This window comes from Psychrobacter sp. PG1 (assembly GCF_014897815.1).
Lineage (GTDB): Bacteria > Pseudomonadota > Gammaproteobacteria > Pseudomonadales > Moraxellaceae > Psychrobacter.
Window position 1 is genome coordinate 160,620 of the sequence record NZ_JABUZG010000055.1, and the last position, 26,231, is coordinate 186,850.

Consider the following 26,231-nt stretch of genomic DNA (forward strand, 5'->3'; position numbering starts at 1 on the left):
AATCATGGATGTGAGTCAGGGTGAAAATAACAGTCAATCTGAGCAGGCAGCGTGTAAAATAGCAACCGACAAGCTCAGTATCCTAGTGGTATCAGGGCGTTCAGGCTCAGGTAAAACCTCAGTATTAAATATCTTAGAAGATTTAGGATATTATCCTATTGATAACTTACCGTTATCCTTATTGCCGGATGCTGCGCATAAATTGGTCAATGAAAGTGGGATTCGTCGTATTGCGCTTGGTGTTGATATTCGAACACCGCGAGCGGATCTATCCAACTTTGCAGAGATGCATGCATCCCTAAAAAAAACATACGGGGCGCATGCGGTCAAAGTGGTGTATGTGACCGCGCAAGAAAGCACTTTGATAGCACGTTTTAATGCGACACGCCGCGTACATCCGCTGATGTCGCAGGATATCGATAGTGACAATGCCAAGCACATTGCTTTTAATCTACCTGCCGCGATTAAAAAAGAAGTGGAGCTGTTAGAGCCTATCGCAGGTCATGCCGATATCAGAATTGATACCAGCAATTTGAATATTCATCAATTGAAAGACAGCTTGCGTGAACATGTCGGCGTGGACAATCAGATTGTGATTAATCTGCTGTCTTTTGGCTTTAAATATGGCAGTCCTATTGATGCAGATTTTGTCTTTGATGTGAGGATTTTGCCGAATCCGCATTGGAACCCTGAATTGCGTACTTCGACAGGTCTAGACATGGAAGTTGCTGCATTCTTTGCCGACTATCCAGAAGTGGCTGAGATGACTGATGATATAGATAAGTTTTTAACCCGTTGGTTGCCCGAATTTTTACACAATAACCGCCATACAGTGACAGTGGCTATTGGCTGTACTGGTGGTAAGCATCGTTCAGTATTCATCACCGATAATTTACAACGTCGTCTTGCCGATGTTATGCCGCAAAGTATAAAAGTGCTGGCGAAACATCGTGAAAAAAATCGTTGGTAGTTATTGGTAAACATCAGGGCATGTCTTAATTTTTATGACTATTTTTAAAATGAGGACACGCCCTTATTAATTTTATTACTTATTATTTTGGAAAGCTTTTATGATTGACTGGAAAGAACAGGATATGCGCGTTTCGCGCACTGAACTCAAAAAAGCCCATGAGCGTTTGCAGAAGTTGTCGATACCACTTGCCAGCTTATCGAAAAAGCAGCTCAAAAATCTGCCAGCCAGTGACTATTTTATGGCAGAACTCATGGCATTGGCCGATATCACTAGTGCTAATGCTCGTATTCGCCAAACCAAGCGCGTTGGTAAGCTCATTAGTGAAGAAAACCGCCACGAATTGGTAAAAGCATTATTTGATGCGTTTTTCCCTAAAGAACAGGTCTCAAAAATAGAAAGTTGGTTTGAGCGTTTAAATATTAATGATGAAGGGACGCTTAAGCAGTTCGTTAAACAATACCAAGCATCTGAACAAAATAGTATGTATCAATTACTGTTATGGATTGAATACGCCAAACATACCCAAGATGATGAGCTGATGGCAGAGTCTAAAGCAGACTTAGCCAGTTATATTCGTGAAGTCGCTATTTTGTCGCAATTGAAAAAAGAAAAATAATAAGATGATAGCGACTAAATAGCTTTGACCACTATTTATACAATATCTCCACTTATAAACTAAAGTAGTCTGCAAATGCAAAAAGCCAATCATCAAGTGATTGGCTTTTTTATGGGTAAGAGCATTTAGGTACAAATGACACTTATAGATAAATGCTAGTCCCTAATTTATAACGGTACCTAATTTATATTAGTACTTAACTTATTTCTTTTCAGCACGCACTTTGTCAACCAAATAGTCAACGACTTTAGGTACAGTAGCGCTTTCACCAGTGACAACGTATTTGCCTTGTACGACGACTGCTGGCACACCAGAGAGCTGATAACGCTTAGCGCCTGCTTGTGAACGACCAATTTTCGTCCCAACGGCGAATGAATTATAAAGGCTATTGAATTTCTTCTCATTAACGCCTTTCGATGCATACCATTTGCTTAATGATGATTGGTCAAAGATTTTCTTACCATCTTTGTGAATGGCATCAAATAGCGCGTCATGGGTCTTGTCTTCAAACCCTAGCAGCTGAGCGGCATAGAAACCACGAGCGTTGGCTTCCCAGACAGGGTTAAGCGCTGCTGGCGTTTTGAAAAAGGCAACGTCTTTGTCTTTGTTTTTAGCCCATTTTTCCATATGCGGGTTAAGAACGTTACAATGCGGGCAACCATACCAAAAAAACTCACGAACAATGATAGCATCACCGCTGATTTTTTCTGGATTGTCTAGCACGCGATAGTCTTTTCCGGCGACATAGTCGGCAGCTTGTGCGCCCATAGTGGCAAGTCCAATGGCCATGGCCAGACCAGTCAGTGTGATGACACGTTTCATACTTTATCCTTGAGGTGTGAAAACTTAGGGTTTGTTGAGGTGTTTTAGTATCGTATGGTTTTGGGTATAGCGCACAGGTTTTTAAAGTGCCCAAACGAGACAGTGTCGAGTATAATCGAACTATAGTGACGTATCGACTATAATAACGTAAAACATGGTCGCTTGTGAATCCGATTCTTAACTAATGGTTGTAAAGCTGTGAGCCATTATTTAAGGCTTATTTCACCGCATTTTTTGGAATTTTTTTAGCGTTTTATTATTTAGGTTTGAAGCTGTTTGAAGCATCTATCCTCTAAAAAAACGGTACAGAAAGTATGAACGTTTGCTAAGAGCATTCACAATCGGTGACGATGTACTCACGACAAAGCTGCCGCTCTCATGCTAATATTAGGCACATAATTGTGCACTGTATATGATTACAACGATAATGACAATAAAGGAAAAATGCAATGAGCTCAGCTCTATCTTCCTCGCCTTCTTTGAATGAGCAAGCAAACAGCGGTCTTGATGATACAACGGCTACCGCCATTAATGTAGATCCTAGCGAAGTCGACAAGTTTAATAAGTTGGCAAGCGAATGGTGGAGTAAGACGGGTGCATTTGCGACCTTGCATGAAATAAATCCACTGCGTCTAAATTGGATAGAAGAAAACGTCAAGCGCAGTTATCAAAATGACAGTGCTGATACAGATATTCATAAAACGGCTGAAACCGGCTTGGCTGGAAAAAAAGTGCTCGATGTCGGCTGTGGCGGCGGTATATTGTCAGAGTCTATGGCACGTCGCGGTGCGGATGTGACAGGGATTGATTTGGGTACCGAAAACCTAAAAGCGGCAGCGCTGCATGCAGAGCAAAGCGCTTTACATGAGACGCTGCGCTATCAGCATATCCCAGTAGAAGAATTGGCCAAAACTCATGCAGGTCAGTTTGATGTAGTGACTTGTATGGAGATGCTCGAACATGTGCCTGACCCCAGCTCGATTGTGCAGGCGTGTTTTGAGTTATTGGCACCAGGCGGTGTTTGCGTGCTATCGACGATCAATCGAAACCCTAAATCATATCTATTTGCCATCGTTGGGGCAGAGTATGTATTGCGCTTGCTCGATCGCGGTACTCATGACTATGCCAAATTTATCACGCCAGCTGAGCTAGACAAAATGGTAATTGATGCGGGATTCACACGTCAAGATATCATTGGCTTGCATTATAATCCGCTGACCAAGCGCTATTGGCTAGCTCAAAATGTCGATGTCAATTACATGATGGCAGTACACAAGCCACTGGCTTAAGCTGAATGCCGTATTTGGTTGTTTTCATGCCATACTATTTCACTCAACACCTTATCTATATTAAGAGCATTCACTATGAGCCAATTTGTAAAAGCGGTTTTATTTGATCTCGATGGGACATTAATCGATACGGCTGCTGATTTTGTCCGTATTATCGGTAAAATGAGCCGCGAAAATGATTGGCAAGCACCGCCTGAAACAGAAATTCGCGAGCAAGTTTCTGCTGGTGCCTCAGCGATGGTACAGTTGATGCTACGTCATAACGATCAAATTGAGGTTAGCGAAGAAGCTTTGCAGGAGTTTCGCCAACAGTTTTTAGATGATTATGAAGCTGAGATATGCGTCGATAGTTGTGTGTTCGCTGAATTAGAAGACGTGTTGACTGCTCTTGAAGAAAAAGGGGTGCCATGGGGTATTGTGACCAACAAGCCGCGTTATCTGGCAGAAAAATTACTAGAAAAGATGCAGTTAGACGGGCGCTGTTCTGCTTTGGTCTGTCCTGATGATGTGTCTCGCTCAAAACCCGATCCAGAGCCTATGTATGCGGCGTTAGAGAAGCTTGGTATCCCTCGCGGCGCCGCTGAAAGCGTGATTTATGTTGGCGATCATATCCGTGATATCGAAGCTGGTAATGCCGCTGGCATGCCGACGATTCTAGCTGCTTATGGTTATATTCCGCCTGAAGATCAAAAAAACCTAAAGAAATGGGGCGCAGATTATATTACTGATACGCCTGAGCAATTAAACAAACTGTTGCTTTCTTCTGGTAAATTTGACTATTTATAAATCAAATTATAAATCGAGTCCGCCACACTCTATGTTTTTAAAGAAATACGATAAATACTTAGCATCCCAACTATTAAACGATAAGCAGTGAGCAATGCCATGAGTGACAATATTAACCAGTCAGCTAGTCAGCAAGACCACCAAAAAACCGTTCAAAGTCTAACTCAACCTTTAACTCATAACGATATTCGCAACTTTGTACCATCTGATAATTGTTTAGACGGTAAGACTATTTTGGTCACAGGTGCAGGTGATGGTATCGGCCGCGTTGCCGCGCTGACTTATGCTCGCTATGGAGCGACAGTCCTGTTATTGGGACGTACCAGCAGCAAGCTTGAATATGTTTATGATGAGATTGAAAGTCTTGGCGGCAAACAGCCTGCCATGCTACCGATGAATCTAGAAGGGGCAACCTATGCTGAGATGCAGCAGTTAGAGGGGTTGATTAATAAAGAAGTCGGTCAGCTCGATGGTATCTTGCACAATGCGGGCATGCTTGGGCAGCTAACCCCACTTGAGATGTATGACGTCGATACTTTTGCACAAGTTATGAAGGTGAACTTTACCTCGACGTTTATGCTCACCCAAGCACTGCTACCACTACTTAAAGATGCTGAGAATGGTTCTATTGTTTTCACCTCTAGCACGGTCGGTACACATCCTCGCGCGTTCTGGGGTGCTTATGCGCTGTCCAAGCAAGCCGTAGAAGGTATGAGTGATATCTTTACCCAAGAGACGCAGAATACGACTAATTTACGTTTTAACTGTGTCAATCCTGGTGGCACTCGTACCAATATGCGCGCCCATGCTTATCCAGGAGAGAGTCCTATGAGCTTAAAAACGCCTGAAGATATCATGGCAGGCTATGTTTGTCTGATGAGTGATGCCAGTATCGGGGTACGCGGGCAAGTGGTCGAGCTATAGCCAAAAGATTAGTCATGTGATTTTTTGCTAGGAAATGTCATTACTTAGCGCATTTATTCGCATACTTTCAGATTGAGGCATGCTCTAGTAGGTTGCAATTAATTATAAACAACCCCATCTATTTGTTATTAAAGCGATTTGTAATATCTGATTATCGTAAATAGGATAGAATTATGGCAGGTGGTTGGTCAAGAGATGGTGCTGAGCATGAGCAAATGGATGCAACGGTAAATGATGCATTAGAGCGGGCAAGACGTGCGTTGCCAACTGGCATCAGTGCCGAGATGTGTGATGAATGCGGCAAGCCTATTCCAGAAGCACGGCGGTTAGCAGTGCCTGGTATTCAGCATTGCGTCAGCTGTCAGACAGAACTTGAACAAGAGGCGAGAGCCGCTGAGTTGTTCAACCGGCGCGGTAGCAAAGACAGTCAATTACGTTAAAAAAGAAAAAGGGCAGATATTGCTATATAAAACAGCAATGTCTGCCCTTTTTTTTGTCTATTACTATATAACCAGTGCCATTAGTTCACGATCGCAGGCATCCCAATCGATAAAAGGCAGTGTCTCTATAGAAGACAAAAATGCTGTCCTATCTTTTTCTTCTGAGCGGTCGCTTTCTACCGTGGCCTCGTTGTCGTTACTAGTGTGTGCATCCAACTGCAAGATAATCTCTAGCCTACTATCAACTTGTGCGCTGACCGTACTGGTGGTTAAGCTGTCAGGAGTAAAATTGATTTGTAGCCAGCCGTCAGAGGTATGTACTACACCTTTGATACGTTGCCAGTTTGGCAGGTTTAATAACCAATTCTGTAAATTATCTGCTTTTAATATGTATTCTGCTGGTAGCCGCCAACCTGCCAGTAGGATATCTTGCTGTTTCTCATGATAACGGTAAGGTAGCTCAATATCTGTGTCGGTCTGCGCATCATCTCTATCTGTAAAAGCGTTGGATGACAAGGCGGTCGATAGTGCATTACTCTGCGGTTGCAAATTAATAATCGATTTTTGAGCGTGAACGATATTGACTGTGCGTTGTTTCGAGATAACCTGACTGGGCTTGGTTAGCTGAGTGTTCAGCTCTGACATGCTTGATTCTGATAGATAGGCATGGGATAGGTTTGCAATATCAGGCGTGGTTTGTGAAAATGCTGCCCAAATAATTTTTACCTGTGCATTTAGCTTGGCTATCCATTGTTGCAGTGCTTGTTTTTCGCTATCGCTTAATTGAGCATAGCGATTAATGACCAACACATCGGCATCACGGACATGCGCTTGAAAACCGTCATGATTACGATATTTGTCTTGCTGCCATTGCAGGCCACTCAGCACCGTTATTACTGCCTGCATATTGAGCGCTGTTTGCCAATGCGGTGCACTGAGCTGCATGATAAGCTCACGTGGATGAGCAAGCCCTGTAGGCTCAATGAGCAACCGCTGTGGATTATGCTCACTAAGTAGCCGACTGATAGCAATTTGTAATGGCAGCTGACTGGTACAACAAATACAGCCACCACTGACCTCTCGTATCGCAATATTATCTTGCTCAGCCATACTATCTTGTGAGCTTGCCAACAGCGCACCATCAATACCGATACGACCAAATTCATTAATCAGTAATGCCCAGCGCTCATCGGCAGGTTTAATAGCAAGCAGCTGATTAATTACTGTGGTTTTGCCAGCACCCAAAAACCCTGTCACCAAGGTGCAGGGTATGTTTTTAAAAATAATAGATGGTTTCAAAATGGTCTCAAAGATGCGCCTCATCTGCTAGCAAACGTAAACGATGCTAACAGAAAACGAGGCTAAGAAAATGTGTTAAGTAACTGTTTTAATTGATTATCTCAAACAAACGTATTAAGTGAATATATAAAGCAAAGACTATTCACTTTTAACGGTTTCTACTTCGGCTTCGTCAGGAACGAATACGTAGCCTACACCCCAAACGGTTTGGATGTAACGTGCTTGTGACGGATTGTCTTCAATCAAACGACGCAAACGTGACACCTGTACGTCGATAGAACGCTCCATCGCACCCCATTCACGACCACGCGCAAGGTTCATCAGTTTGTCACGGGTTAATGGCTCACGTGGATGCTGCACTAAAGCCTTTAATACTGAAAACTCACCTGTCGTTAAGGTAACAACATTACCATCGCGCTTGAGTGTACGAGTCGATAAATCAAGCGTCCACGGTCCAAACTCAACCACTTCAAGCTGATGGCTTGGTGCACCAGGCAGCTCGCGATTTTGACGACGCAGTACAGCTTTGATACGAGCCAACAACTCTTTTGGGTTAAATGGTTTTGGCAGATAGTCATCCGCGCCTGCTTCAAGACCAGCGATACGATCGGCATCACCCCCTTTGGCGGTAAGCATAATGATAGGAATGTCACCATTGTCTTCGCGTAGACGCTTACAAATACTGATGCCATCTTCGCCTGGTAGCATCAAATCAAGTACTACCAAGGAGAACAGTTCACGCTGCATCAATTTATCCATCTGACTGCCATCATGAGCTGTACGGACGACAAAACCATCGTCTTCCAGAAAGCGCTGTAATAAAGAGCGCAAGCGTGCATCATCATCGACGACTAAAATTCGTTGAGTTAAGGTATCAGGGCTGTTATTTTCAGACATACAGGCATCCTCTTATAAAAATTATTATTAGTAGAAATTATCGTTAACAGTCAAGGCTAAAGGTTATATAGTTAAAATGATATAAAAAAAATACGGTGTCAGGCTCGTTGAGTCTACTATTTATAGTATTTTAACGTGCTTTCCTCGCTAAATTATCTTGAATCGACTATACAAAAAACCTGAGCAAAAAAACTGTCTTTATTCAATGAGTGGTCAAAAGTAAAGGTCCGTCTCAATCCATCATAAATTTGAATACTATTGTTCAATGCGTCAGCGCGTACCAATATTTGCGCCTTGGATACTTTAGTGTATAAGATTGCACCACTAATTGCATCACCCATCAGGATAAATGCTGTATGCGTTTGTTTAACAAAGCGACAGAACCTATGATATGAGACGATTTTCGCCGTAAAACTAGCGATAAATAACGAAAAGATAAAAAGGATTTTTATTCATGCAGCTTTTGCTATAATGCAAAACTACATTTCTCAACGATTGATACGTCTATGAGTAGCACTGATACCTTAACGCCATCTCAAACCTCGACAAATGCACAGGTTTTGGATGCAACCACACACGCGAATATTCACGACAAGCTTGCTCGCGCGCTTGGCATTAAGACTGCTCAAGTCAATGCGTTTGTCAAACTTTACGATGAAGGCGCGACCGTTCCATTTATTGCCCGTTACCGTAAAGAAAAGACGCAGAATCTTGACGATGCGCAATTGCGTGCGCTTGAGAAGTCTCTTAATTATGAGCGTGACATGGCCACCCGTCGCCTCAAAATTACCGAGCTGCTCAGCACGCAGGGCAATTTGACTGACGAGCTACAGACGCGTATCGATAATGCGACGTCGAAACTTGAGCTTGAAGACATCTACTTGCCATACCGCCCGCGTCGCCGCTCTCCTGCCGCCAAAGCACGTGCTGCTGGTCTTGATGTGGCAGCGCAAGCCGTCTTGACGCAAGAAGTCACGCCAACTGACGCATTAGCAGGCTATCAAGTACAATCTAGCATTACCGATGATAGTGGTAATGAGATTGAGGTTGATTTTAGCGATATCACCAAGCAATTGGCGGGCGTACAAGCCATCATCGTTGATGAATGGACGCAGGCTTTGGCTTTGCTAGACAACTTGCGCAGTGGCTTTGCCAAGACGGCGAGTATCGTATCTGCCGTTGCCAGTGAAGAAAAACGCGAAGTCGGCGAGAAGTTTAAAGATTACTTCGAGCATAGCGAAAGTCTTGCGCGTCTGCCGAATCATCGTTTATTAGCGATGCTACGTGGTCGTCAAGAAAACGTCTTAGGCCTCAAAATAGAAGGCGAAGACGCACCCTTTATCGAAAAAATTATTAAGTATTTTAACGTTGATACAAAAGCTCCAGCCGAGCGTCAAGAATTTTTGACAGAAGCGGCGACGAGTTTGTGGAAAGACAAATGGCGTCCGCATATTGAACACCGTTTATTGACAGAAAAACGTCTGACCGCTGAAGCTGACGCGATTGACGTGTTTGCTAATAATTTACAGCACTTATTAATGTCAGCGCCTGCCGGTCGCAAAGTAATTTTAGGCGTTGATCCTGGCATTCGTCATGGCGTAAAAATGGCCATCGTCGATGCTCAAGGTCACGTCATGTTAGACAGTGAAGACAAGCCTGTCGTCGCCACAGTTTATCCATTTGCCCCTGATAATAAAATGGATGAAGCCAAAAAAGTCATCGATGAATTATTAAGTACTTACAACGTTGATTTAGTGGCTATCGGTAATGGTACAGCGAGCCGCGAAACAGATGCGATGATTAAAGAGATTTTGACTGCCAACTCTGAGTTACAAGCCAAATCAGTTATCGTCAATGAATCTGGTGCTTCTGTTTATTCAGCCAGTGAGCTTGCTAGTGACGAGCTTGGTAACTTAGACGTTTCGGTACGCGGTGCGGTTTCTATCGCCCGTCGCTTGCAAGACCCTTTATCAGAATTGGTCAAGGTTGATCCAAAAGCGATTGGCGTTGGTCAATATCAGCATGATGTTAACCAAACCCAGCTGGCAGATAGTCTTGATAAAGTTACGCAAGATAGCGTAAATGCGGTTGGCGTTGATGTAAATACCGCAAGCCCTGCTATCTTGGCACATATCGCTGGTTTGAATAAAAACGTCGCGCAGCAAATCGTGACCTATCGTAAAGAGCATGGTGCTTTTGACAGTCGTGAATCATTGAAAAATGTCCCACGCTTAGGCGCTAAGACCTTTGAGCAAGCAGCAGGCTTCTTGCGTATCCATGGTGGTAGTAATCCCCTTGATGCCACTGGTGTGCATCCAGAAAGCTATGCGCTGGTCGATAGCTTATTGGCACAAACTGGTAAAGCATTGCCAGAAGTCATCGGCAATGACGGCGTACTAAATACGATAGATACCACTGCATTGGCTGATAATGATGACAATATTAGTGTAACTGCTATCATCGAGGAGCTAGTCAAACCAGCACGCGACCCACGTCCTGAATTTAAGACGGCTAACTTCCGGGAAGATGTGAACAGCATTAAAGATTTGAGCGAAGACATGACATTAGAAGGAGTTGTTACGAACGTGACTGCCTTTGGTTGCTTCATCGATGTTGGCGTGCATCAAGATGGTCTGGTTCATATCTCGCAAATGGCCAATGACTTTGTCGCAGACCCGATGAACCGCGTCAAGCCCGGTGATATCGTCTCGGTCCGTGTCATCTCTATTGACGAAAAACGCGGTCGTATTGGTTTTAGTATGAAACCTGAAGCTGAAAAACCTGCACGTCCAGCAGCGAAACCTGCAACGACAAATGTTACTAATAATGATGAGAATACCAGTCGTCCGCGCAGCAATCGTCCAGCTGGCGATAAGCGTCCGTCTAAGCCTAAGCGTCAACCTAGTAGCAGCAATAATAGCGACAGTCGCAGCAAGGCGCCTCGTGCAGAAAAAGCAGAAGCGCCTAGCAAAATGGGTACGCTTGGGGCGCTGTTACAGGAAGCTGGTGTGGCTAAAACCAAAAAATAGTTAATGTTAATAGTGATAAAAAAGGCAGCCATTAGGCTGCCTTTTTTATGGAATGTATCTAAAGATAGAAATTGTTAATGAACACTAATAACTACTCAAAACCTAACTCGCTCAATAACCTCTTTTCAATGATTTCAGTTAACAGCGGGGTTCATATCGTACTTTATTTCGTATTCTATAATTCTTCTGTGGCTTCTTCAGCTTCTTGTAATTCTTCTTGTGTATCTAACGAGTCTTCTTCTTGCATCGCTTCTTCAGAATCTTGAATCAGCTCTTGTTCGGCAGCCATTGCTTCTTGCTTAGCTTGAAGCTCAGTAGTCATCGGCTGTTGCTCAGCACTGTTGTTAACGCTTGCTCTTGAGATAATCTGTGTCTCACTAATCTGAAATGGGCTAGACTGATTGTCTGTTGAAGCATTATTTGTATTGTCACCTTCCATCTCAAGTGTGGTGGCGGTAGCCGCTGCTTGCACATCTACTGCCGCAGTATCAGCAGGTGCTGCCATAGCCAAACTTGGGATAGTGAGCGCAGCGCCGATCAGTAGCGATAAAGATAGAGTACTTTTTTTCATTAATCAATTCCTTAATTTACAATCTTATAATGTCAGCTTAAAAAATTTCAAACTTGACGCTTATGTTGCTAACTGCTGTATACAGCAATCGCATATCACACATTCATTTAGTAATTCAAATATATATATTTAATATATCTAACATTTAATTGATAGACAAAATAAAATCATGATAACCATTAAGAGACTATCATGATGGATTTGGATAAAGAGCTTTATAAGCTGACCTAAATCAGTGATAAAAATCTAAAAGGGAGAATACCAATTAAACAAGCGTTAGTTCAGTAGTCCATAGATTAAAATTCTAACAGACGGATGTTAGCAGGTGACTTTGTGCAACTATTGTATGGTTATTGTCAGATAGGAAAATAGCATTGTTTTCTACTTTCCTATCTCTAATTCTTATAACAATGATGTCTCAACGAATCTTGTTCGTTTATATTTCATTAGAGTCTTATTCAATAACAATATACTTGCCAGTGTTTGGATCAACGACGCGTTGTTGAGTGCTGCTACTAGGAACACGAATGACTGGGAAGGTTTGATTGATTTCAGTATTGTCGATGACATCCGCATCTGCTTCTTCACCAACGATTACAGTACGGTTAGCCTCGTCTTCGATAGCAATGGCTGTACCTGACGCTGTGTTTACTCGCTTGATTTGATCTTTCGGTACGATGATGACTTCTTTGACACTATATTTAGTAGGGCGGATAACACGTGTGGTTTCAACGATGACAGGCTCTACACGTCGATCTTCGATAATCGCGAGTTGTGCTTCTGGTGCTGTAGCTTCTTTTGTTTCGCTCATAATAGGCGTTGGAAACTTGGCACCAAAGTGGTTATCGCACTGCTGCATGCTTAAACGTACTGGATTACCAGCTTTATCCATATAGACGTTGACAGGCATATCAGCGGCAATAGGGACGTATTTCCCAACCAATGCGCCTGACACACCGTAGCGACCATTTGACTGCCCAACCCCTAAATCACAAGCACCTGCTGAGTAATCACTGGCTGTTAAGTTGTTTGCATTGACCACTGTTTGAGGAATCATTACTTCAGACAAACGCATTTTTTTGACAGTCGCTTCACCTGCTTGGCGCTTTGGGTTTTGATAAGTATAAGGGGTATAAAATTTGGCCGAACCATCTTTGACAGCGGTGACACACTCCTCATAACTGTCATAGCCAACATTGCCGTGGTTATCGGTAGTCATAGCGGCGTTAGCAGAGCTTGCAAACATAGCAAGACTGGATGTTATCACAGCAGCGGTTAATATATTCATTTTCATTGTTGTTTCCTTTTAATTAGATTGAGGTCTATTGATTTATTCCAAATTTATGATAAATAAGTAAAACTTAATTTTTATTAATATGATTTTTATTGCACTAGAAAATTACTCTGACGCGCTTAAAGCCTAAATGAAATGTTAATGAGCCAATTATTCCTCTCGAAGCTGCTATGCAATATTGGATAAAAAAATATGAGGTAAAAAACTGCCTAACTTTTTTTATCCTACGTCATTCACTGCAATATGGCTGTGACATTACTCTAGAAATGTGTAGCTTAATGTATTAAAAAGGCAAGAAGTGCCAATATCATTTACCAAAGAATCACGTTATTATTATTTATTAACAATCGCTCAAAAGATTGCAATCTGAATAATGAGAAAAAATAGGCAATAAAAAACCGTATCTCGTTGCTAAGATACGGTCATTATTTAGATATTAAGAAGTAGATTGCTTCGATTTATATATGGGTAATCTTACGAATCGACAACTTCAAAACTAAGACCCGCATGCTCTTCTAAACGCGCTAGTAGATGATTACCCATGGCAGAGGCTGGCGTCCAAAAACCACCACCAACTTCTTCTTTGCTGATATCTTGTGCTAAGCATAACGCTGCTTGCGCTAGCATACGCGAGGTACTGCCGTAACCTGGATCTTTGTCACCCGTTACTTTCGTATTGATGGTGTCTTTATTAGCTGTTTCTCCAAAGAGGCGAATGTCAAAGTAGCCGTTTGCTTGCTCTTCTGCAGACGGACCAGAACCTGACTTGGGTAGCACGTGCTTAGCTAATAATTCACGGCTCGGTTTGACCATCATAGCAGTGGCAAATCCAAACAAGCCGGCGCTCATTGCATAGCTTGATAATTGACCTTTCACACCATCTTGCATCCACATTGCTTCGTCATATTTAAAGTCACGACCATATTCATAGCCAAGCAATTGGTTGGTGCGATGCACGATACGGGTATTGATACTGGCCATGACAAAAGGCGCAAGCCAGCGTTTGTGCTCACTATCGTATTCTGGCTTACTGACATTAACTTGGCGCACGTTTGGCGCATCTTTATCATCGTTGAGTAGATAAGGATTTGCTACCTGCTTACGACGTGACTTGTCCTTTCCAACTTCTTCAAAAATAGTCGCCATCGAGGCAATGGTGCCACCCGATAGACCGCCTTTCGCCGCTTTGACACGCATATGAATCACATCACAAGCGCGACCAAATTTTTCTTCTGCTTGGATTTGGGTAAAGTAGACGCCCAAATCCGATGGAATCGAATCAAAGCCACATGAGTTGACAATACGAGCGCCGCTTTGCTTTGCCGCGTCCTGATACTTGTCCATCATATCTTTGATAAAGATAGCTTCACCAGTGAGGTCGACATAATCTGTCCCATGAGTGGTACAAGATTTGATCAACGGCTCACCGTATTTGAGATAAGGGCCGACGGTTGAAATGATGACTTGGGTTTGTTTGGTCATCTCATCAAGGCTGTCCGCATCGTCACTATTAGCAAGAATAATATCGACGGTGCTGCCAAGTTTAGATTGCAATTCGTTCAGTTTTGCTTCATCACGCCCAGCAATCGCCCACGTGACATCGGCGCCATCTTTGTCTTTAGTATTAGATAAAAACTCTGTTAAATAGTGTGCTGTGATTTGACCAACAAAGCTGGTTGCACCATATAAGACGACCGCGTAAGGACGATTTTCATCGTTGTTCTGTCGTGGATTGTTTGCAGTATCCGTATTGGTATCCATATTTATTATCCTTAATAGATGTTTTGATGAGTCGTGTGACGTTTAAAATTTGTTGCCATTTAACAGTCAGAGTTTGAGGTCTGATTTTTTGATAGCAATCAGGCAGATATATTAAAGTATTTTTGACCAGTAAAAATGACTTGTAAGTTACTGTTTATAGCAGATTATATGATGGAAATGTTGACGGCTAAGTAATAACTAACCATCTATACACATAACTCCCATAAAGAGATGAAAAAAAGGTTCGATGTTAAGATTTGCTACAAAGGTTACATAACCTACCGATATCATTACCAAAATGAACGTTTTCTAAAGATAAATATTGCTAATCTATGGTCGTAAGCAGTAATAATGGTGAAAAACTAATAAGTATTAAAAAAACAAAAAGGAACCTTAGAGAGAGCAAGGCAGTCATTAATAATAGTAATTATTTCTTATTAATAATTGTCCATTGCATCAACCTAAATATCTGGTTTTCTAATAATAATTTTTAAGGAGAAGGTTATGTTTCGCTGGGCTATTATTTTTGCCGTGATCGCACTGTTAGCAAGTTTATTGGGTTTTGGCGGTGTCGCAGGATTGTCTGCTAATTTGGCATATATTTTCTTAGCAGTCGCTGTCATTCTATTTATTGTGGCATTTGTAAGCCGCAAGATGTAATTAATACCTGTAAATTGTTAAATAAAAAAAGTCCTCAATTGAGGACTTTTTTTGGTATTTAATAATGTATTTACTAATAAAGGATTTTTATAAACATTATAAAAACAAACACATCACTATAAACGTTTCGGCTGGACTATGTGTTCCATCCGTTTCGCCAGACGAATATCATGGCTGGTAATACCGCCGGTATCGCCAGTAGTCAAGCGCACCTCTACCACGTTATACGTGTTGCGCCATTCGGGATGATGCTCGAGCGCTTCGGCATGGAACGCTGCTTGATTCATAAAGCTTATGGCTTCGATGAAATCGCTAAAGTGATATGTTTTTACGATAGCATTGCCCTCGCGCTGCCAACCGGGCAATTCCTCTAGCTGCAAATTTACTTGCTTATCAGATAAACTACTCATATTAATCACCTTTATTATTAGTTTGGTTTGGTTTGGTTTGGTTTGGTTTGGTTTATTAAAAACTATATCAGGCACTACATTGTAGCTGTCAAAGCTATTTTACGAAACTTCAATCCTCTTTTTCAGCTATATCATTGACGCTATTACATCACTGTAAAGACCTTTTATTCTATCGGCATTATAGGTCAGAAAACCCGCCTATATTTGCTATCTTGCCATATATTCAAAGATAAATATACGAGGGCAGATAGCAAATAAATAGGAGGGTAGTAGCGTATTAACGCTTCAATTTTATTAGCCAAGTTGAACCATAATAAATGCTTAAAACCTTTCTAAAGAAACTATGACGCTTACTAGCATACTGCATTTTCTATGGCTTATTGCTAAAGAGTGGACTATAGCAAGTCTTGGTAATCAGGATGTTTGCTGATATATGACGAGACAAATGAGCACTGTGGTATCACTTTTTTATTCTGTTCACGAGCATAGTTGAGGGCATGCTTGACCAATGCTGAGCCAATACCGCGCCCGCCTAGCTCCTGAGGTACGATAGTATGATCATAAACTAATGTATCGTCACGCTCTTGATAGCTAATATAGCCAGTATGACCGTCAATAGAGGTCTCAAAGCGTTTAGCCTGTTCATCATGGGTGATGGTTAGGTTTTGTTCAGAGTCTTGATTTTTCATGGATATTCTCCGTTATTATTGATTGTTATCATTAAATATTATTGGTTTTTTTTAGTATGGATCAAGCGTATTTTTAAATGAAAAAAGCTTGAATGACCGAATAGATTATTCACTAAAGTATGAGTCCCTTCGATTCACATTTATAGTTCTTTAGCGTAAGAGTCGATAGAGTAAATGTTAAGACTAAAGGGGTCGACCAGTGGTCTCCATATGAGCTGCACATCAAGCATAAAATAAGGCTTGGCGCATGACAGGGGGAAGATATTTACCTAATCCACGTATAGCGGGCAGCTCTTTTGGTCTTTCTGTTACGGCATGATTTGTTTCAAGGATTGACGTAGTTTGTGAATGTAAATAAGACTGCCATTCTTCAGCACTTGGCTTGCTAAAGTGGCGGATACGTCCCAGCATTTGCCGGAATTGTGTACCAAAACGTCCAGTATTATAGGGTAGATTGTACTTGCGGCATATTGCCTGTAATTGTGGTGCGATACGAGCATAGTGACTGGCTGGCATGTCAGGGAAGATATGGTGCTCGATTTGATGCGATAAATTTCCCGTCAAAATATGAAACAGCTTACCGCCTTGAATATTGCTGGAGCCCAGAATTTGACGCACATACCAGTCACCTTTAGTCTCATCGGCATCGAGATGGCTATAGATATGGGCTTGTTCGGTAAAGTGTCCACAGAATATCACCGCCCATGTCCACAGATTACGAGCGATATTGGCAGTAACATTACCGCTCAGTGTGGTCATAGCACTACCTCGACCTAATGTTCGCCCTGCTAACGTGGGTAGTACAATATGATCTTTGCCCACTTGCCGGGCGATTTTGGCAAATAATGCGCGAGATTTCTGTTGCATGGTTTGGTGTCGATCAGGGGAGTCCGCGTATTCGTCGACACTGATTTGAATATCATGAAAGGCGACCGCCCACTCAAAACCTAGAGCCAATATCGCTGTTTTAAACATATTATGGCGGTCGCTTGGCGTCCAAGGTTGCTCATCAGTCACGCGAATTAAGTGATAGCCAACATCATGGTCACGACCAACGATATTGGTAAAAGTATGATGCAAGTAATTATGAGAGTGTTGCCACAATGGGGCAGGACAGACAATATCCCAATCAAACTTTTGGCTATTGAGATACGGGTGCTGCATCCAGTCATACTGACCATGCATGACATTATGCCCAAGTTCCATATTGTTTAGAATTTTGCTGAGACTCAGTAGTGAGGTACCCAATAACCAAGTCGCGACAATTTTACGTTTTGACTGCAGGCATCCAGCCGCTGCCAGTAAGCCACGCGCTGTCATTTCACTATAGACTACCGCGGCATACACTCGTTTAATGTATCGTGCGTCATCACTACCTAACGAATCCATCACGCTTCGGTAAAGCACATTTAATTCATGAGCGAGGGCATCAGATTGCGCCTTTGGTAAGGGCGCTCCTGTCAACGTTGGGTAGCGAGTCAACTGCTTTGCTTTCTGCTGTTTTGCATCAGTTAGTGGGGTCAAAACGGGTACAGCAGATTGTGCCATAGTGACGGGTGGTAGCAAGCGCATAAATAATCCTTAACCGAAATGGTACGGAGAGTCGGTACTGGGTTCGGTTCAATAAGTTGTTTGAGTTTTTTACCGTAGGCTATAAGGTAACAGCAGGCTGTGTTTTTATCTTATGAGCCGTTATGAGCATTTATTTTTATCACCGTGTTGCTAAATATCTAGCACCACATCAGTCATGGCAATGTTGATGCAAGTTTGAATAGATTCATAACCATCACTGCTTATTTTTCCTGTGTGAATATTTTTGACCACACCGCTGACTTTATTGCAGCGACACAACTGGCAGATACCTTGTCTACAACCATGCGCTAAGCGAATTCCTGCGTCCTCTGCGGCATTCAATAATGTCGTGCTACTATCAAACTGCCGTTGCCTCGCCCGTAAATAAACAGTATGTTGTGCTGTATATTTCTTTCTATCGAGCGCCTGTTTGTTATCAAAATTGAAATCAGGCAGCGCATGACCAAAGTTTTCTACAATGATATTATCGCGCAGGTTTTTATTGTGCGGTAAGGTTACCTTCGCCGCTGCTTTATATAAGCCAGTCAACAGAGCCTGTGACCCGCATGCAAATATTTGCGTATCTGCCAGCGGTAAGTTCAATGCCAACAAACTGTCTACGCTCAAGTGTCGCTTGCCAGCCAAATAAGTATCAGATTTCTCGGTATTGACCAGATGATAGGTGAAAGCTGGATACGCTGTGCTCAGTTGTTGCCATTGGTTTTTGAACGCGAGCATTTCAGTGCGACTGTAATATAGCAACGTCACCTGATGTCCGTTGTCCAGTGCTTGCGTGATGAGCCCTAACATGGGCGTAATACCGCTGCCACCCGCGATAAATAATAAAGAAGTAGGCTTTTCGGCAGCTGATTTTGTCTGTACCTTTATAGATGATTGTGCCAAAGTGAAAGAGCCACTGGGGACACTACTGTTGATGACACTGCCAAGTGCCATATGTTTGGTTAAATAATCCGAAACCAAGCCTTGTGGCTTAATAGCAATAGTAACCGCAAGATAAGGGGGTTGCTTTTTGCTATCGCCACTATTAATACTGTTGCCAGTAGTAACGTCGTGCCACCAGAGCGGTTGGTGCGCCAAACCTAATAATGAATAGCTGCGCTGATGATACACACCTTCAATAAGAAGGCTTAAGTTAAGATGTTGACCACCCTGCCAACCACGTTGCGGACTCACTAATTGCCGTCGAAAAGCATGATTGGTCTCAAATCTGAGCGCTATTAAGTCATCGCTAAGGGTATACCGCGCAACAAGTCGCAGCTTTGGGACAGTGAAAGACCAAAACGGCTGTAAGTGTGATCCAATAAAATCGATAAATGCATGTTGAATCATTTCAGGACGATAGCCGTTGGTCATATTATCAGTACCTTTGTTAATACTATCAAAATGATTGACGTCATAAATAGTGTGTTCACCTGTGCACCAATTTAGCGGATATCACTTAGGTCAGGTCGAGTGAATCTGTTAAGTTATCCTAACATGCTAACGGCTATTGATTAAATTTGCGAAAGTTTTGATGCTATTTTTTGTGGTCTTTATAAAACAGTTATAAGTCAGAATGTTAAGCGAAACGGTTCGATAGTAGGTTTCGTTACCGCTTTTAGCTAGAAAGCTGAGCACTCTGTGACAAAAGCCGTAAAACAATCGTTAAAACAATCTGTTGGCTTGCAGGGTATGCGCCACAATGCGATAATGGCTTATAATTTGTAACCCTGATTTTGAGGTGCAGCACGCTTGGCATCATTGCTAAGTATGATTCGCTTGCCTCTTTTATGCAGTCTATCGGAGTGTTAATGGCTCAATATATTTACACGATGAACAACGTGTCAAAACTTGTTCCGCCTAAGCGTGAAATTTTAAAAAATATTAACTTATCATTTTTCCCAGGTGCCAAAATCGGTGTCCTAGGTATCAATGGTTCAGGTAAATCAACCTTGCTACGCATTATGGCGGGTGTGGATACTGAATTTAGTGGTGAAGCACGCGCGCAAACTGGCACCAAAATTGGTTATTTGCCGCAGGAACCACAGCTTGACGACAGCAAAGACGTACGTGGTAACGTCGAAGACGGTATGCGTGAAGCCTTAGATGCGCTCGCACGTTTAGATGCTATTTATGCAGAATACGCTGAACCTGATGCTGACTTTGATAAGCTTGCTGAAGAACAAGGCAAGATGGAAGACATCATTCAAGCGTGGGATGCCCATAACTTAAATACCCAGCTTGAAAAAGCCGCCGATGCCCTACGTCTGCCACCTTGGGATGCGGATGTGAGTAAGCTGTCTGGTGGTGAAAAACGCCGTGTGGCACTATGCCGTTTGCTATTGTCACGCCCTGATATGCTGTTACTTGACGAACCAACCAACCATTTGGACGCTGAGTCCGTAGCATGGTTAGAGCAGTTCTTGCAGAACTACAGCGGTACAATCGTTGCCATTACCCATGATAGGTATTTCCTAGACAACGTTGCTCAGTGGATTTTGGAGCTAGATCGTGGCCATGGTTATCCGTATGAAGGCAACTATACAGAGTGGCTCGAACAAAAGAACACCCGTTTAGAGCAGCAGAATAAGCAAGAAGAATCATTTGCTAAAGCGCTGAAAAAAGAGCTTGATTGGATTCGTAAAAACCAAAAAGGTCAACAAGCCAAGTCTAAATCTCGTGTACAGCGCTTTGAAGAGTTGAACTCAACAGAGTTCCAGCAGCGCAATGAGACAGCTGAAATTTATATTCCGCCTGGTCCACGTTTAGGTAATAAAGTCATTGAAGTGAATAACATCTCCAAATCATTTGGTGATCGTCTGCTTTATGAAAACTTAAGCTTTAACGTGCCAGCTGGTGCTATTGTCGGTATCATCGGTCCAAACGGTGCGGGTAAAACTACACTGTTTAACATGATTACTGAGCGTGATACGCCAGATACGGGTTCAGTCGATTTGGGCGAAAGTGTCAAAGTCGCTTATGTTGGTCAGGTACGTGATAACTTAGATGACAGCAAAACCGTTTGGGAAGAAGTGTCTGACGGTCTTGATATTATTACGGTTGGCGATTACACCACGCCAAGTCGTGCTTATATCGGTCGCTTTAACTTCAAAGGCTCAGATCAGCAAAAGCACGTCGGTCAATTGTCTGGCGGTGAGCGTAACCGCTTGCAGCTTGCTAAGACATTGAAGCAGGGCGCGAACGTATTGCTCCTTGATGAACCGTCAAACGATTTGGACATTGAAACCTTACGTGCGCTAGAAGATGCGATCCAGGTCTTCCCAGGTACGGTCATGGTCGTCTCGCATGATCGCTGGTTCCTTGACCGTATCGCCACTCATATCTTGGCGTTCGAAGATGAAGGCCCAGTTTGGTTCGATGGTAACTATTCTGAGTTTGAAACGTATCGCAAAAAGACGATGGGTGATGCTGCCACTCCTAAGCGTATGAAATATAAAAAGATTTCGACCTAGGACTGTTATTTAAAAAGTAGTTGTTAAAAAAAAACTATTTAGAAATTTCAAATTTAAAGATAAAAAAAGACCTCTAATCAATTAGAGGTCTTTTTTTGCTCGATATATTTAGTTTAGCTCATTAAATATTGTAGCTGTTTACAAATTAACGCTTACGGCCAAATTTACGCTGCTTTTTATTACTAATCTCAGTAATCGCATGAGTAATTTCTTCTTCATCTAAGCTGGCGACTTGCTGCAAAATCTGCATCATGTCAGGCGTTAGCACGTACTTAGCATGACGAGCAATATCATTGATACGATGATCGAAGGTCAATACGCCAGTTTCATCATCTTTTTGCAAGTAATCAAGACGAGTCAAGGCACTGATGAAGCTGGTGAATAAGGCGCGGTCAAAGAAATCAGGAATATCATCTGCATATAGTACAGATAAGCGCTGACCCAGCAGATGACACAGATCAACGACTTCGCTTTCGGTTAGATTGCCTGAGCCTTGCTGGGCGAGTAGGGCAAGCGTCATAAAGTAACGCTCAAGGCTCTGTCCGACAGGCGTAGCTAGCACTTGCAGCTGCTGATAGCATTTGCTGTTTGACTCAGGGACGCTAAGTACGCCATCGCTCAATTCTACAATCAGACCATGCGAGAGTAAGCTGTCGACTTTTTTGTTCAAAGTATCAGCCAAGCCATGTGCTGGGTAATATAAGAACAGCTCGCTTTGTAAAAATGGATAGAGTTGCTTAGCAATATTGTCCAAACGACTGCGTTCGATACGACCGTTACGCGCCACTAAGGCGGCTAAAAAAGACAGTAGAATAAAGACATGAAGGATGTTATTACGGAAATAACTGAGCAATGCCGCTTGCTTGCCGGCAATCTGAATGATGTCGCCTAAGATATGCGGCGTACGTTCAATAAGCTTTAGCTTGATACCATAATCAATGATTTGCTGCGGACTCATATCTGTAATGACGGTATCATCTGAGTAGGACAACTGCTGAGCAAGACCTTGATAGAGGGCAATTTGCTCACGGCAGATTTCTTCATCTAAAGCCGCTTTAGGCGCTGATAATAATACCAATGATAATAACGAAACGGGCGTCACAACCGCCGCCTTATTGATGTGCTGCATGATTTTGACGCCGATGTTATCGACCATCGCGCTGGCTTTATCATCGAGCGGGGTATCGGTGCGATCCGTTGGCAAGCTATTGGCTGGCACATCGAATTTTGTCATAAAGTCGCTAAGATGCAGCGGTGTGCCAAAGCTTAGATGTACATTACCAAAGATACGCTCAATTTTACGACCAACCTTGAGTAAGCCTAGTAAAGATTCAGATTCTTTTGGCTTGCCTTTTAACTCACCAACATAGGTGCCACCTTCCATAATACGCTCATAACCGATATAAGTCGGAATGAAAACCACTGGCTTCTCAGAATGACGTAATTGACTGTGCACTGTCATTGCTAGCATGCCCATCTTCGGTGGTAATAAACGTCCTGAACGCGAGCGACCACCCTCGATAAAGTATTCAATCGGTGTGTTACGCGTAATAAGGGTGTGCATATATTCGCGGAGGACGGCAGTATAAAGTGCATTGCCACGAAAGCTACGACGTATATAAAAGGCAACCGCGCCGCGTAATAATGGACCTAATACGGGTACATCTAGGTTGTCACCAGCAGCGACATAAGGAATGCTCAGACCACGCTTGTAGATGACATAAGATAGCAATAGGTAATCGACATGGCTACGATGACAAGGCACATAAACCAGCTCATAGTCAGTCGCAAGCTCACGTACGCGCTCGAAATGATGGACTTCTACGCCATCATAGAGTTGCGTCCATAACCACGTTAAAAACTTATAAAAACCGCGCACGATGGAATGTGAATAGTCATTGACCATCTCATTGGCATAACCTTTAGCCAAGACACGGGCTTCACGTACACTGATACCAGATTCTACTGCTTCTGCCTCTATCGCATGTTTGATAGCTGGTGAATACACCAGCTTATCTACCAAATTACGCCTGTCTGATAAATCAGGACCGAGCATACTGGCACGCTGCTTGTCTAAATAAACCGTAAGCCGCTGCTGTAGCATACGTACCAGTTCACGATTGCTGTCAGCGGTCGCTACCAAAGCATAGTTTGGTGCTTCGTCGGCATCGCCCATGCTACTGGTGATGTCTAAATGGCTGTCTTTTGCAGAATTTTCTTTTACATCACCTTCTTTTATAGAGTTCTCTTTTGAATCAACGGCTAGTGAATCAAAAATAGAAAACCCTTCTTCATCGCCTTTAAGGCTATCATTGATAAGGGTACGTAGATCTTGAGGTGGATGGAACTGTACAAAGGTGTCACGTCCCATTACCCCGATATTAAAGAGCTGCTTGGTGATGCTAGGGTCTTGCCAGTTGTCAGCGGTCAGCAGCTTAAACAGTGAATCCTCTTTTTCTGGGGCGCGTCCCCATAAAATAGAGACGGGCACCAAACGTACTTTTAGCTCTGGATGTTGCAAAACAGCAGACACCAAACGTGACAGGCGCGGCGATAGCTGACTGTCTTTAGCGCTTGGATGGTTCAAAAATATGATGGCTGCGTTTTCTTTGATATTATGGGCGGCATCATGTACCCCAACCAATGCTGGTGGTAGGTTGTGCTCTTGCGTCTGCAGGTCAATCAAAATACTGTTGGAACGCGAATAATCTTGCAACACATAAAATCTTAGCGTTTGATCGTCTGTATCGAAATCAGGCAATTCACCCAATAACTTAGGTTTAACAGCGACATCGAGTAGCTGCCCCGATAGCTTGCGATAAATTTGATTAATCGGCGCATTGGAATAAGGCTTGGGGGCAATTGGATTGACGTCAGTATTAGAAGCGCTGTCGGTTGTGACTGGCGCTTTAAAAATCCGTTTTTTTAAGAACTTCGGTATCATAATCAGTATCAAAAATAGTCAAATATGTTGCGCTTATGATGCCATAAAAGCCATCGAAGCGATATATAGTGTCTGTATATACTGCTAATATTAATACGGTCTGGTTACTATATAGTGAGTTAAGTCGCTCTTAATAAGCTCAAATAATTGAAAGTTAATGTATTTAGCGCAATAATAGTTCGGCGACAACCAAGAGTCACTATAGAGTAATTATGTTTAAATCTACCCATTAATATCATTGATATAAGCTGAAATATTATGACACCAGCGATTAATCTTGCCAAACAACGCGCTCTGAACTATCAATTACACGACTATGTCCATGACAGTAATGCCGCCTCTTTTGGCTTAGAGGCGGCAGAAAAGCTAGGCGTGGATGTGTCACAAGTGTTCAAAACCTTGGTGGTGTCGACAGAGACTGGTGCGCTTGCCGTTGCTATCTTACCCGTAGATAAAACGTTAAACTTTAAAAAAACGGCTAAGGCGCTATCTTCAAATAAATTGCTGACCTGCAAAAAAGTGCAAATGGCGGATCCTAAGCAGGTAGAGCGTAGTACGGGCTATGTGCTAGGCGGCGTCAGCCCATTGGGACAAAAAAAGCGCTTGCCGACTATCATAGACAGCTCGGCTGCAGAGCAGACAACGATTTATGTCAGCGGTGGTCGCCGTGGTTTAGAAATTGAGCTGCCACCAGCACAATTAGCTGAGACCCTTGCTGCTTGCTTTAGTACTATTATTGATGACTAAAAAGTTACTGATGACTAAAAATCGTTGCCGCTAACGGGTTGTTTAATCAAGTCTGAAACGATGGCTAATATTTTATCCCCTCACTCATATTTTATAAGGACATATTCATGCCACATCTAACCATTCAAATGACGCCAAATGTCAGTATTGCTCATGAAGAATCATTGCTTAAAGCGTTAAATAAAGCATTATGGGACAGTGGGCACTTTGGCAAGCCGACTGATATTAAAGCACGGATCGTACCTATTGAGACATTTTTGGTAGGCGTTGAAGATGATGAGCAGGTGTATGGCTTTATTTATGCGCATCTAAAACTAATAACTGGTCGTGACATGGTTATTCGTAATCAGCTAGCAGGGCTGCTGGTGACGACGATAGAGCAGGCGATAGGCGCAGAGCAATCAGGGCGAGCAGCCTTACAGATATGTGTGGAAGTTGAAGAAATTAGCGCGGTATATCATAAAAAAATGCTGGGTAGCTAAAGCTAAAATGCTGATATCGTCCGAAACGACGATTCATCAATCGTTATAAGTACTCACATAGCGATTTACTGGCATACGTGGGTAATATCATTACCTCAACCTTATAACCAGCCGTTTTACCTTCAGTCGCCATCAGATTGCGGGCAATACGTAAGCGATATTCTCCGGTTGTGGGTAGGCAGCCTTGATACACGATACCGCCTTTGCTGCCATCTTGCGTACCGTTTGGCATATGTAATACGCCGACATTGGCTGTCTCAGGCGTACCAGTAAGTGGCGAAATATTAATAATCGCATATTGCCAGCTGGTGGCATCAAAGCGATACCAGCGCTCATCTTCATTGGGGCTTAATTTGCCAGTGACCGTACTACTGATCGCGCCTTGGGCAAATTTAATAGGAATGTCAGGGTTTTTAGCCAGCTCCGTAGCACTAGTTGCGCTAAAACTGATCAGTGCCGTACTGAGCAGTAGCACTCGTATAAATGATGAGGCTAAAGAAGTTTTTTGATGATCACTGGGTAACATGATTGGCTCCTAAAATGGCCATTTATC

The 26,231-nt window shown here is 42.8% G+C and carries 23 protein-coding genes; 11 read left to right on the forward strand and 12 right to left on the reverse strand.

Annotated features, from left to right (window positions below; genetic code table 11):
- The first annotated feature begins 4 nt into the window (after positions 1-4).
- Positions 5-970 carry an RNase adapter RapZ gene (gene rapZ / locus INT03_RS07555; protein ID WP_193008458.1) on the forward strand — a complete coding sequence of 322 codons (966 nt, stop codon included), beginning with the start codon at positions 5-7 and terminating at the stop codon, positions 968-970.
- A gap of 100 nt (positions 971-1,070) precedes the next feature.
- On the forward strand, positions 1,071-1,589 hold the full coding sequence (gene yjgA / locus INT03_RS07560) for a ribosome biogenesis factor YjgA (protein WP_193008459.1): 519 nt from the start codon (positions 1,071-1,073) through the stop codon (positions 1,587-1,589).
- A gap of 201 nt (positions 1,590-1,790) precedes the next feature.
- Here the strand turns inward: yjgA and INT03_RS07565 are convergent, their stop codons facing one another.
- On the reverse strand, positions 1,791-2,411 hold the full coding sequence (locus tag INT03_RS07565; RefSeq protein ID WP_045443155.1) for a thiol:disulfide interchange protein DsbA/DsbL: 621 nt from the start codon (positions 2,409-2,411) through the stop codon (positions 1,791-1,793).
- A 449-nt stretch (positions 2,412-2,860) separates the two neighbouring features.
- Here INT03_RS07565 and ubiG point away from each other — a divergent pair, with 449 nt between their 5' ends.
- From ubiG to INT03_RS07585, 4 genes are all read left to right on the forward strand, one after another.
- Positions 2,861-3,700 carry a bifunctional 2-polyprenyl-6-hydroxyphenol methylase/3-demethylubiquinol 3-O-methyltransferase UbiG gene (gene ubiG / locus INT03_RS07570; RefSeq protein WP_193008460.1) on the forward strand — a complete coding sequence of 280 codons (840 nt, stop codon included), beginning with the start codon at positions 2,861-2,863 and terminating at the stop codon, positions 3,698-3,700.
- 75 nt (positions 3,701-3,775) lie between these two features.
- Positions 3,776-4,486 carry an HAD family hydrolase gene (locus INT03_RS07575; protein ID WP_193008461.1) on the forward strand — a complete coding sequence of 237 codons (711 nt, stop codon included), beginning with the start codon at positions 3,776-3,778 and terminating at the stop codon, positions 4,484-4,486.
- A gap of 99 nt (positions 4,487-4,585) precedes the next feature.
- Positions 4,586-5,410: a YciK family oxidoreductase gene (locus tag INT03_RS07580; RefSeq protein WP_193008462.1), complete on the forward strand. Its 825-nt coding sequence runs from the start codon at positions 4,586-4,588 to the stop codon at positions 5,408-5,410.
- A 173-nt stretch (positions 5,411-5,583) separates the two neighbouring features.
- Complete coding sequence (locus INT03_RS07585) at positions 5,584-5,850, forward strand: DksA/TraR family C4-type zinc finger protein (protein ID WP_045443167.1); 267 nt, start codon at positions 5,584-5,586, stop codon at positions 5,848-5,850.
- Between the two features lie 63 nt (positions 5,851-5,913).
- Here INT03_RS07585 and INT03_RS07590 read toward each other — a convergent pair whose 3' ends face one another.
- Together INT03_RS07590 and ompR are read right to left on the reverse strand one after the other, a co-directional pair.
- The gene (locus tag INT03_RS07590) at positions 5,914-7,173 is read right to left on the reverse strand and encodes a CobW family GTP-binding protein (protein WP_193008463.1); all 1,260 of its coding nucleotides are present in this window, start codon (positions 7,171-7,173) and stop codon (positions 5,914-5,916) included.
- Between the two features lie 114 nt (positions 7,174-7,287).
- Positions 7,288-8,046 carry a two-component system response regulator OmpR gene (gene ompR, locus INT03_RS07595; RefSeq protein WP_193008464.1) on the reverse strand — a complete coding sequence of 253 codons (759 nt, stop codon included), beginning with the start codon at positions 8,044-8,046 and terminating at the stop codon, positions 7,288-7,290.
- A 506-nt stretch (positions 8,047-8,552) separates the two neighbouring features.
- On the opposite strand from ompR, the gene INT03_RS07600 reads away from it, so the two are divergent.
- Positions 8,553-11,075 carry a Tex family protein gene (locus INT03_RS07600; RefSeq protein WP_193008465.1) on the forward strand — a complete coding sequence of 841 codons (2,523 nt, stop codon included), beginning with the start codon at positions 8,553-8,555 and terminating at the stop codon, positions 11,073-11,075.
- Positions 11,076-11,250: 175 nt separating this feature from the next.
- Here INT03_RS07600 and INT03_RS07605 read toward each other — a convergent pair whose 3' ends face one another.
- The 3 genes from INT03_RS07605 to INT03_RS07615 form a co-directional block, all read right to left on the reverse strand.
- Positions 11,251-11,646 (reverse strand): hypothetical protein, encoded by a 396-nt coding sequence (locus INT03_RS07605; RefSeq protein ID WP_193008466.1) that lies wholly within the window; start codon positions 11,644-11,646, stop codon positions 11,251-11,253.
- Positions 11,647-12,100: 454 nt separating this feature from the next.
- Positions 12,101-12,940 carry a hypothetical protein gene (locus INT03_RS07610; RefSeq protein WP_193008467.1) on the reverse strand — a complete coding sequence of 280 codons (840 nt, stop codon included), beginning with the start codon at positions 12,938-12,940 and terminating at the stop codon, positions 12,101-12,103.
- A 474-nt stretch (positions 12,941-13,414) separates the two neighbouring features.
- Positions 13,415-14,701 carry a saccharopine dehydrogenase family protein gene (locus INT03_RS07615; protein ID WP_193008468.1) on the reverse strand — a complete coding sequence of 429 codons (1,287 nt, stop codon included), beginning with the start codon at positions 14,699-14,701 and terminating at the stop codon, positions 13,415-13,417.
- Positions 14,702-15,205: 504 nt separating this feature from the next.
- On the opposite strand from INT03_RS07615, the gene INT03_RS07620 reads away from it, so the two are divergent.
- Positions 15,206-15,361 carry a DUF1328 domain-containing protein gene (locus INT03_RS07620; RefSeq protein WP_021814049.1) on the forward strand — a complete coding sequence of 52 codons (156 nt, stop codon included), beginning with the start codon at positions 15,206-15,208 and terminating at the stop codon, positions 15,359-15,361.
- A 116-nt stretch (positions 15,362-15,477) separates the two neighbouring features.
- On the opposite strand, the gene INT03_RS07625 is transcribed toward INT03_RS07620, so the two are convergent.
- From INT03_RS07625 to INT03_RS07640, 4 genes are all read right to left on the reverse strand, one after another.
- Entirely contained in the window at positions 15,478-15,771 is a 294-nt protein-coding gene (locus INT03_RS07625) for a 4a-hydroxytetrahydrobiopterin dehydratase (RefSeq protein WP_055123632.1), read from the reverse strand.
- A 395-nt stretch (positions 15,772-16,166) separates the two neighbouring features.
- Positions 16,167-16,460 carry a GNAT family N-acetyltransferase gene (locus INT03_RS07630; RefSeq protein WP_055123631.1) on the reverse strand — a complete coding sequence of 98 codons (294 nt, stop codon included), beginning with the start codon at positions 16,458-16,460 and terminating at the stop codon, positions 16,167-16,169.
- 222 nt (positions 16,461-16,682) lie between these two features.
- The gene (locus INT03_RS07635) at positions 16,683-18,032 is read right to left on the reverse strand and encodes a fatty acid desaturase family protein (RefSeq protein WP_193008469.1); all 1,350 of its coding nucleotides are present in this window, start codon (positions 18,030-18,032) and stop codon (positions 16,683-16,685) included.
- Positions 18,033-18,182: 150 nt separating this feature from the next.
- Positions 18,183-19,406 (reverse strand): flavin reductase family protein, encoded by a 1,224-nt coding sequence (locus INT03_RS07640; RefSeq protein ID WP_193008470.1) that lies wholly within the window; start codon positions 19,404-19,406, stop codon positions 18,183-18,185.
- A gap of 437 nt (positions 19,407-19,843) precedes the next feature.
- On the opposite strand from INT03_RS07640, the gene ettA reads away from it, so the two are divergent.
- A complete protein-coding gene (gene ettA, locus INT03_RS07645) occupies positions 19,844-21,505 on the forward strand; it encodes an energy-dependent translational throttle protein EttA (protein ID WP_045443195.1) in 1,662 nt (553 codons plus the stop codon).
- A 145-nt stretch (positions 21,506-21,650) separates the two neighbouring features.
- Here ettA and plsB read toward each other — a convergent pair whose 3' ends face one another.
- Complete coding sequence (plsB, locus tag INT03_RS07650) at positions 21,651-24,449, reverse strand: glycerol-3-phosphate 1-O-acyltransferase PlsB (RefSeq protein WP_193008471.1); 2,799 nt, start codon at positions 24,447-24,449, stop codon at positions 21,651-21,653.
- Positions 24,450-24,707: 258 nt separating this feature from the next.
- Between plsB and ybaK the strand changes: the two genes are divergently transcribed.
- Both ybaK and INT03_RS07660 read left to right on the forward strand, forming a co-directional pair.
- Positions 24,708-25,196, forward strand: a complete 489-nt coding sequence (ybaK, locus tag INT03_RS07655) for a Cys-tRNA(Pro) deacylase (RefSeq protein ID WP_193008472.1) — start codon at positions 24,708-24,710, stop codon at positions 25,194-25,196.
- A gap of 107 nt (positions 25,197-25,303) precedes the next feature.
- On the forward strand, positions 25,304-25,678 hold the full coding sequence (locus INT03_RS07660; protein ID WP_193008473.1) for a 5-carboxymethyl-2-hydroxymuconate Delta-isomerase: 375 nt from the start codon (positions 25,304-25,306) through the stop codon (positions 25,676-25,678).
- 43 nt (positions 25,679-25,721) lie between these two features.
- On the opposite strand, the gene INT03_RS07665 is transcribed toward INT03_RS07660, so the two are convergent.
- On the reverse strand, positions 25,722-26,204 hold the full coding sequence (locus INT03_RS07665) for a hypothetical protein (protein WP_193008474.1): 483 nt from the start codon (positions 26,202-26,204) through the stop codon (positions 25,722-25,724).
- Positions 26,205-26,231: the final 27 nt, after the last annotated feature.

Excerpts from the sequence above, each read along its gene's own strand:
- rapZ (WP_193008458.1), top strand. The coding sequence starts at position 5 with ATGGATGTGAGTCAGGGTGAAAATAACAGTCAATCTGAGCAGGCAGCG.
- yjgA (WP_193008459.1), top strand. The coding sequence starts at position 1,071 with ATGATTGACTGGAAAGAACAGGATATGCGCGTTTCGCGCACTGAACTC.
- INT03_RS07565 (WP_045443155.1), bottom strand. The coding sequence starts at position 2,411 with ATGAAACGTGTCATCACACTGACTGGTCTGGCCATGGCCATTGGACTT.
- ubiG (WP_193008460.1), top strand. The coding sequence starts at position 2,861 with ATGAGCTCAGCTCTATCTTCCTCGCCTTCTTTGAATGAGCAAGCAAAC.
- INT03_RS07575 (WP_193008461.1), top strand. The coding sequence starts at position 3,776 with ATGAGCCAATTTGTAAAAGCGGTTTTATTTGATCTCGATGGGACATTA.
- INT03_RS07580 (WP_193008462.1), top strand. The coding sequence starts at position 4,586 with ATGAGTGACAATATTAACCAGTCAGCTAGTCAGCAAGACCACCAAAAA.
- INT03_RS07585 (WP_045443167.1), top strand. The coding sequence starts at position 5,584 with ATGGCAGGTGGTTGGTCAAGAGATGGTGCTGAGCATGAGCAAATGGAT.
- INT03_RS07590 (WP_193008463.1), bottom strand. The coding sequence starts at position 7,173 with ATGAGGCGCATCTTTGAGACCATTTTGAAACCATCTATTATTTTTAAA.
- ompR (WP_193008464.1), bottom strand. The coding sequence starts at position 8,046 with ATGTCTGAAAATAACAGCCCTGATACCTTAACTCAACGAATTTTAGTC.
- INT03_RS07600 (WP_193008465.1), top strand. The coding sequence starts at position 8,553 with ATGAGTAGCACTGATACCTTAACGCCATCTCAAACCTCGACAAATGCA.
- INT03_RS07605 (WP_193008466.1), bottom strand. The coding sequence starts at position 11,646 with ATGAAAAAAAGTACTCTATCTTTATCGCTACTGATCGGCGCTGCGCTC.
- INT03_RS07610 (WP_193008467.1), bottom strand. The coding sequence starts at position 12,940 with ATGAAAATGAATATATTAACCGCTGCTGTGATAACATCCAGTCTTGCT.
- INT03_RS07615 (WP_193008468.1), bottom strand. The coding sequence starts at position 14,701 with ATGGATACCAATACGGATACTGCAAACAATCCACGACAGAACAACGAT.
- INT03_RS07620 (WP_021814049.1), top strand. The coding sequence starts at position 15,206 with ATGTTTCGCTGGGCTATTATTTTTGCCGTGATCGCACTGTTAGCAAGT.
- INT03_RS07625 (WP_055123632.1), bottom strand. The coding sequence starts at position 15,771 with ATGAGTAGTTTATCTGATAAGCAAGTAAATTTGCAGCTAGAGGAATTG.
- INT03_RS07630 (WP_055123631.1), bottom strand. The coding sequence starts at position 16,460 with ATGAAAAATCAAGACTCTGAACAAAACCTAACCATCACCCATGATGAA.
- INT03_RS07635 (WP_193008469.1), bottom strand. The coding sequence starts at position 18,032 with ATGCGCTTGCTACCACCCGTCACTATGGCACAATCTGCTGTACCCGTT.
- INT03_RS07640 (WP_193008470.1), bottom strand. The coding sequence starts at position 19,406 with ATGACCAACGGCTATCGTCCTGAAATGATTCAACATGCATTTATCGAT.
- ettA (WP_045443195.1), top strand. The coding sequence starts at position 19,844 with ATGGCTCAATATATTTACACGATGAACAACGTGTCAAAACTTGTTCCG.
- plsB (WP_193008471.1), bottom strand. The coding sequence starts at position 24,449 with ATGATACCGAAGTTCTTAAAAAAACGGATTTTTAAAGCGCCAGTCACA.
- ybaK (WP_193008472.1), top strand. The coding sequence starts at position 24,708 with ATGACACCAGCGATTAATCTTGCCAAACAACGCGCTCTGAACTATCAA.
- INT03_RS07660 (WP_193008473.1), top strand. The coding sequence starts at position 25,304 with ATGCCACATCTAACCATTCAAATGACGCCAAATGTCAGTATTGCTCAT.
- INT03_RS07665 (WP_193008474.1), bottom strand. The coding sequence starts at position 26,204 with ATGTTACCCAGTGATCATCAAAAAACTTCTTTAGCCTCATCATTTATA.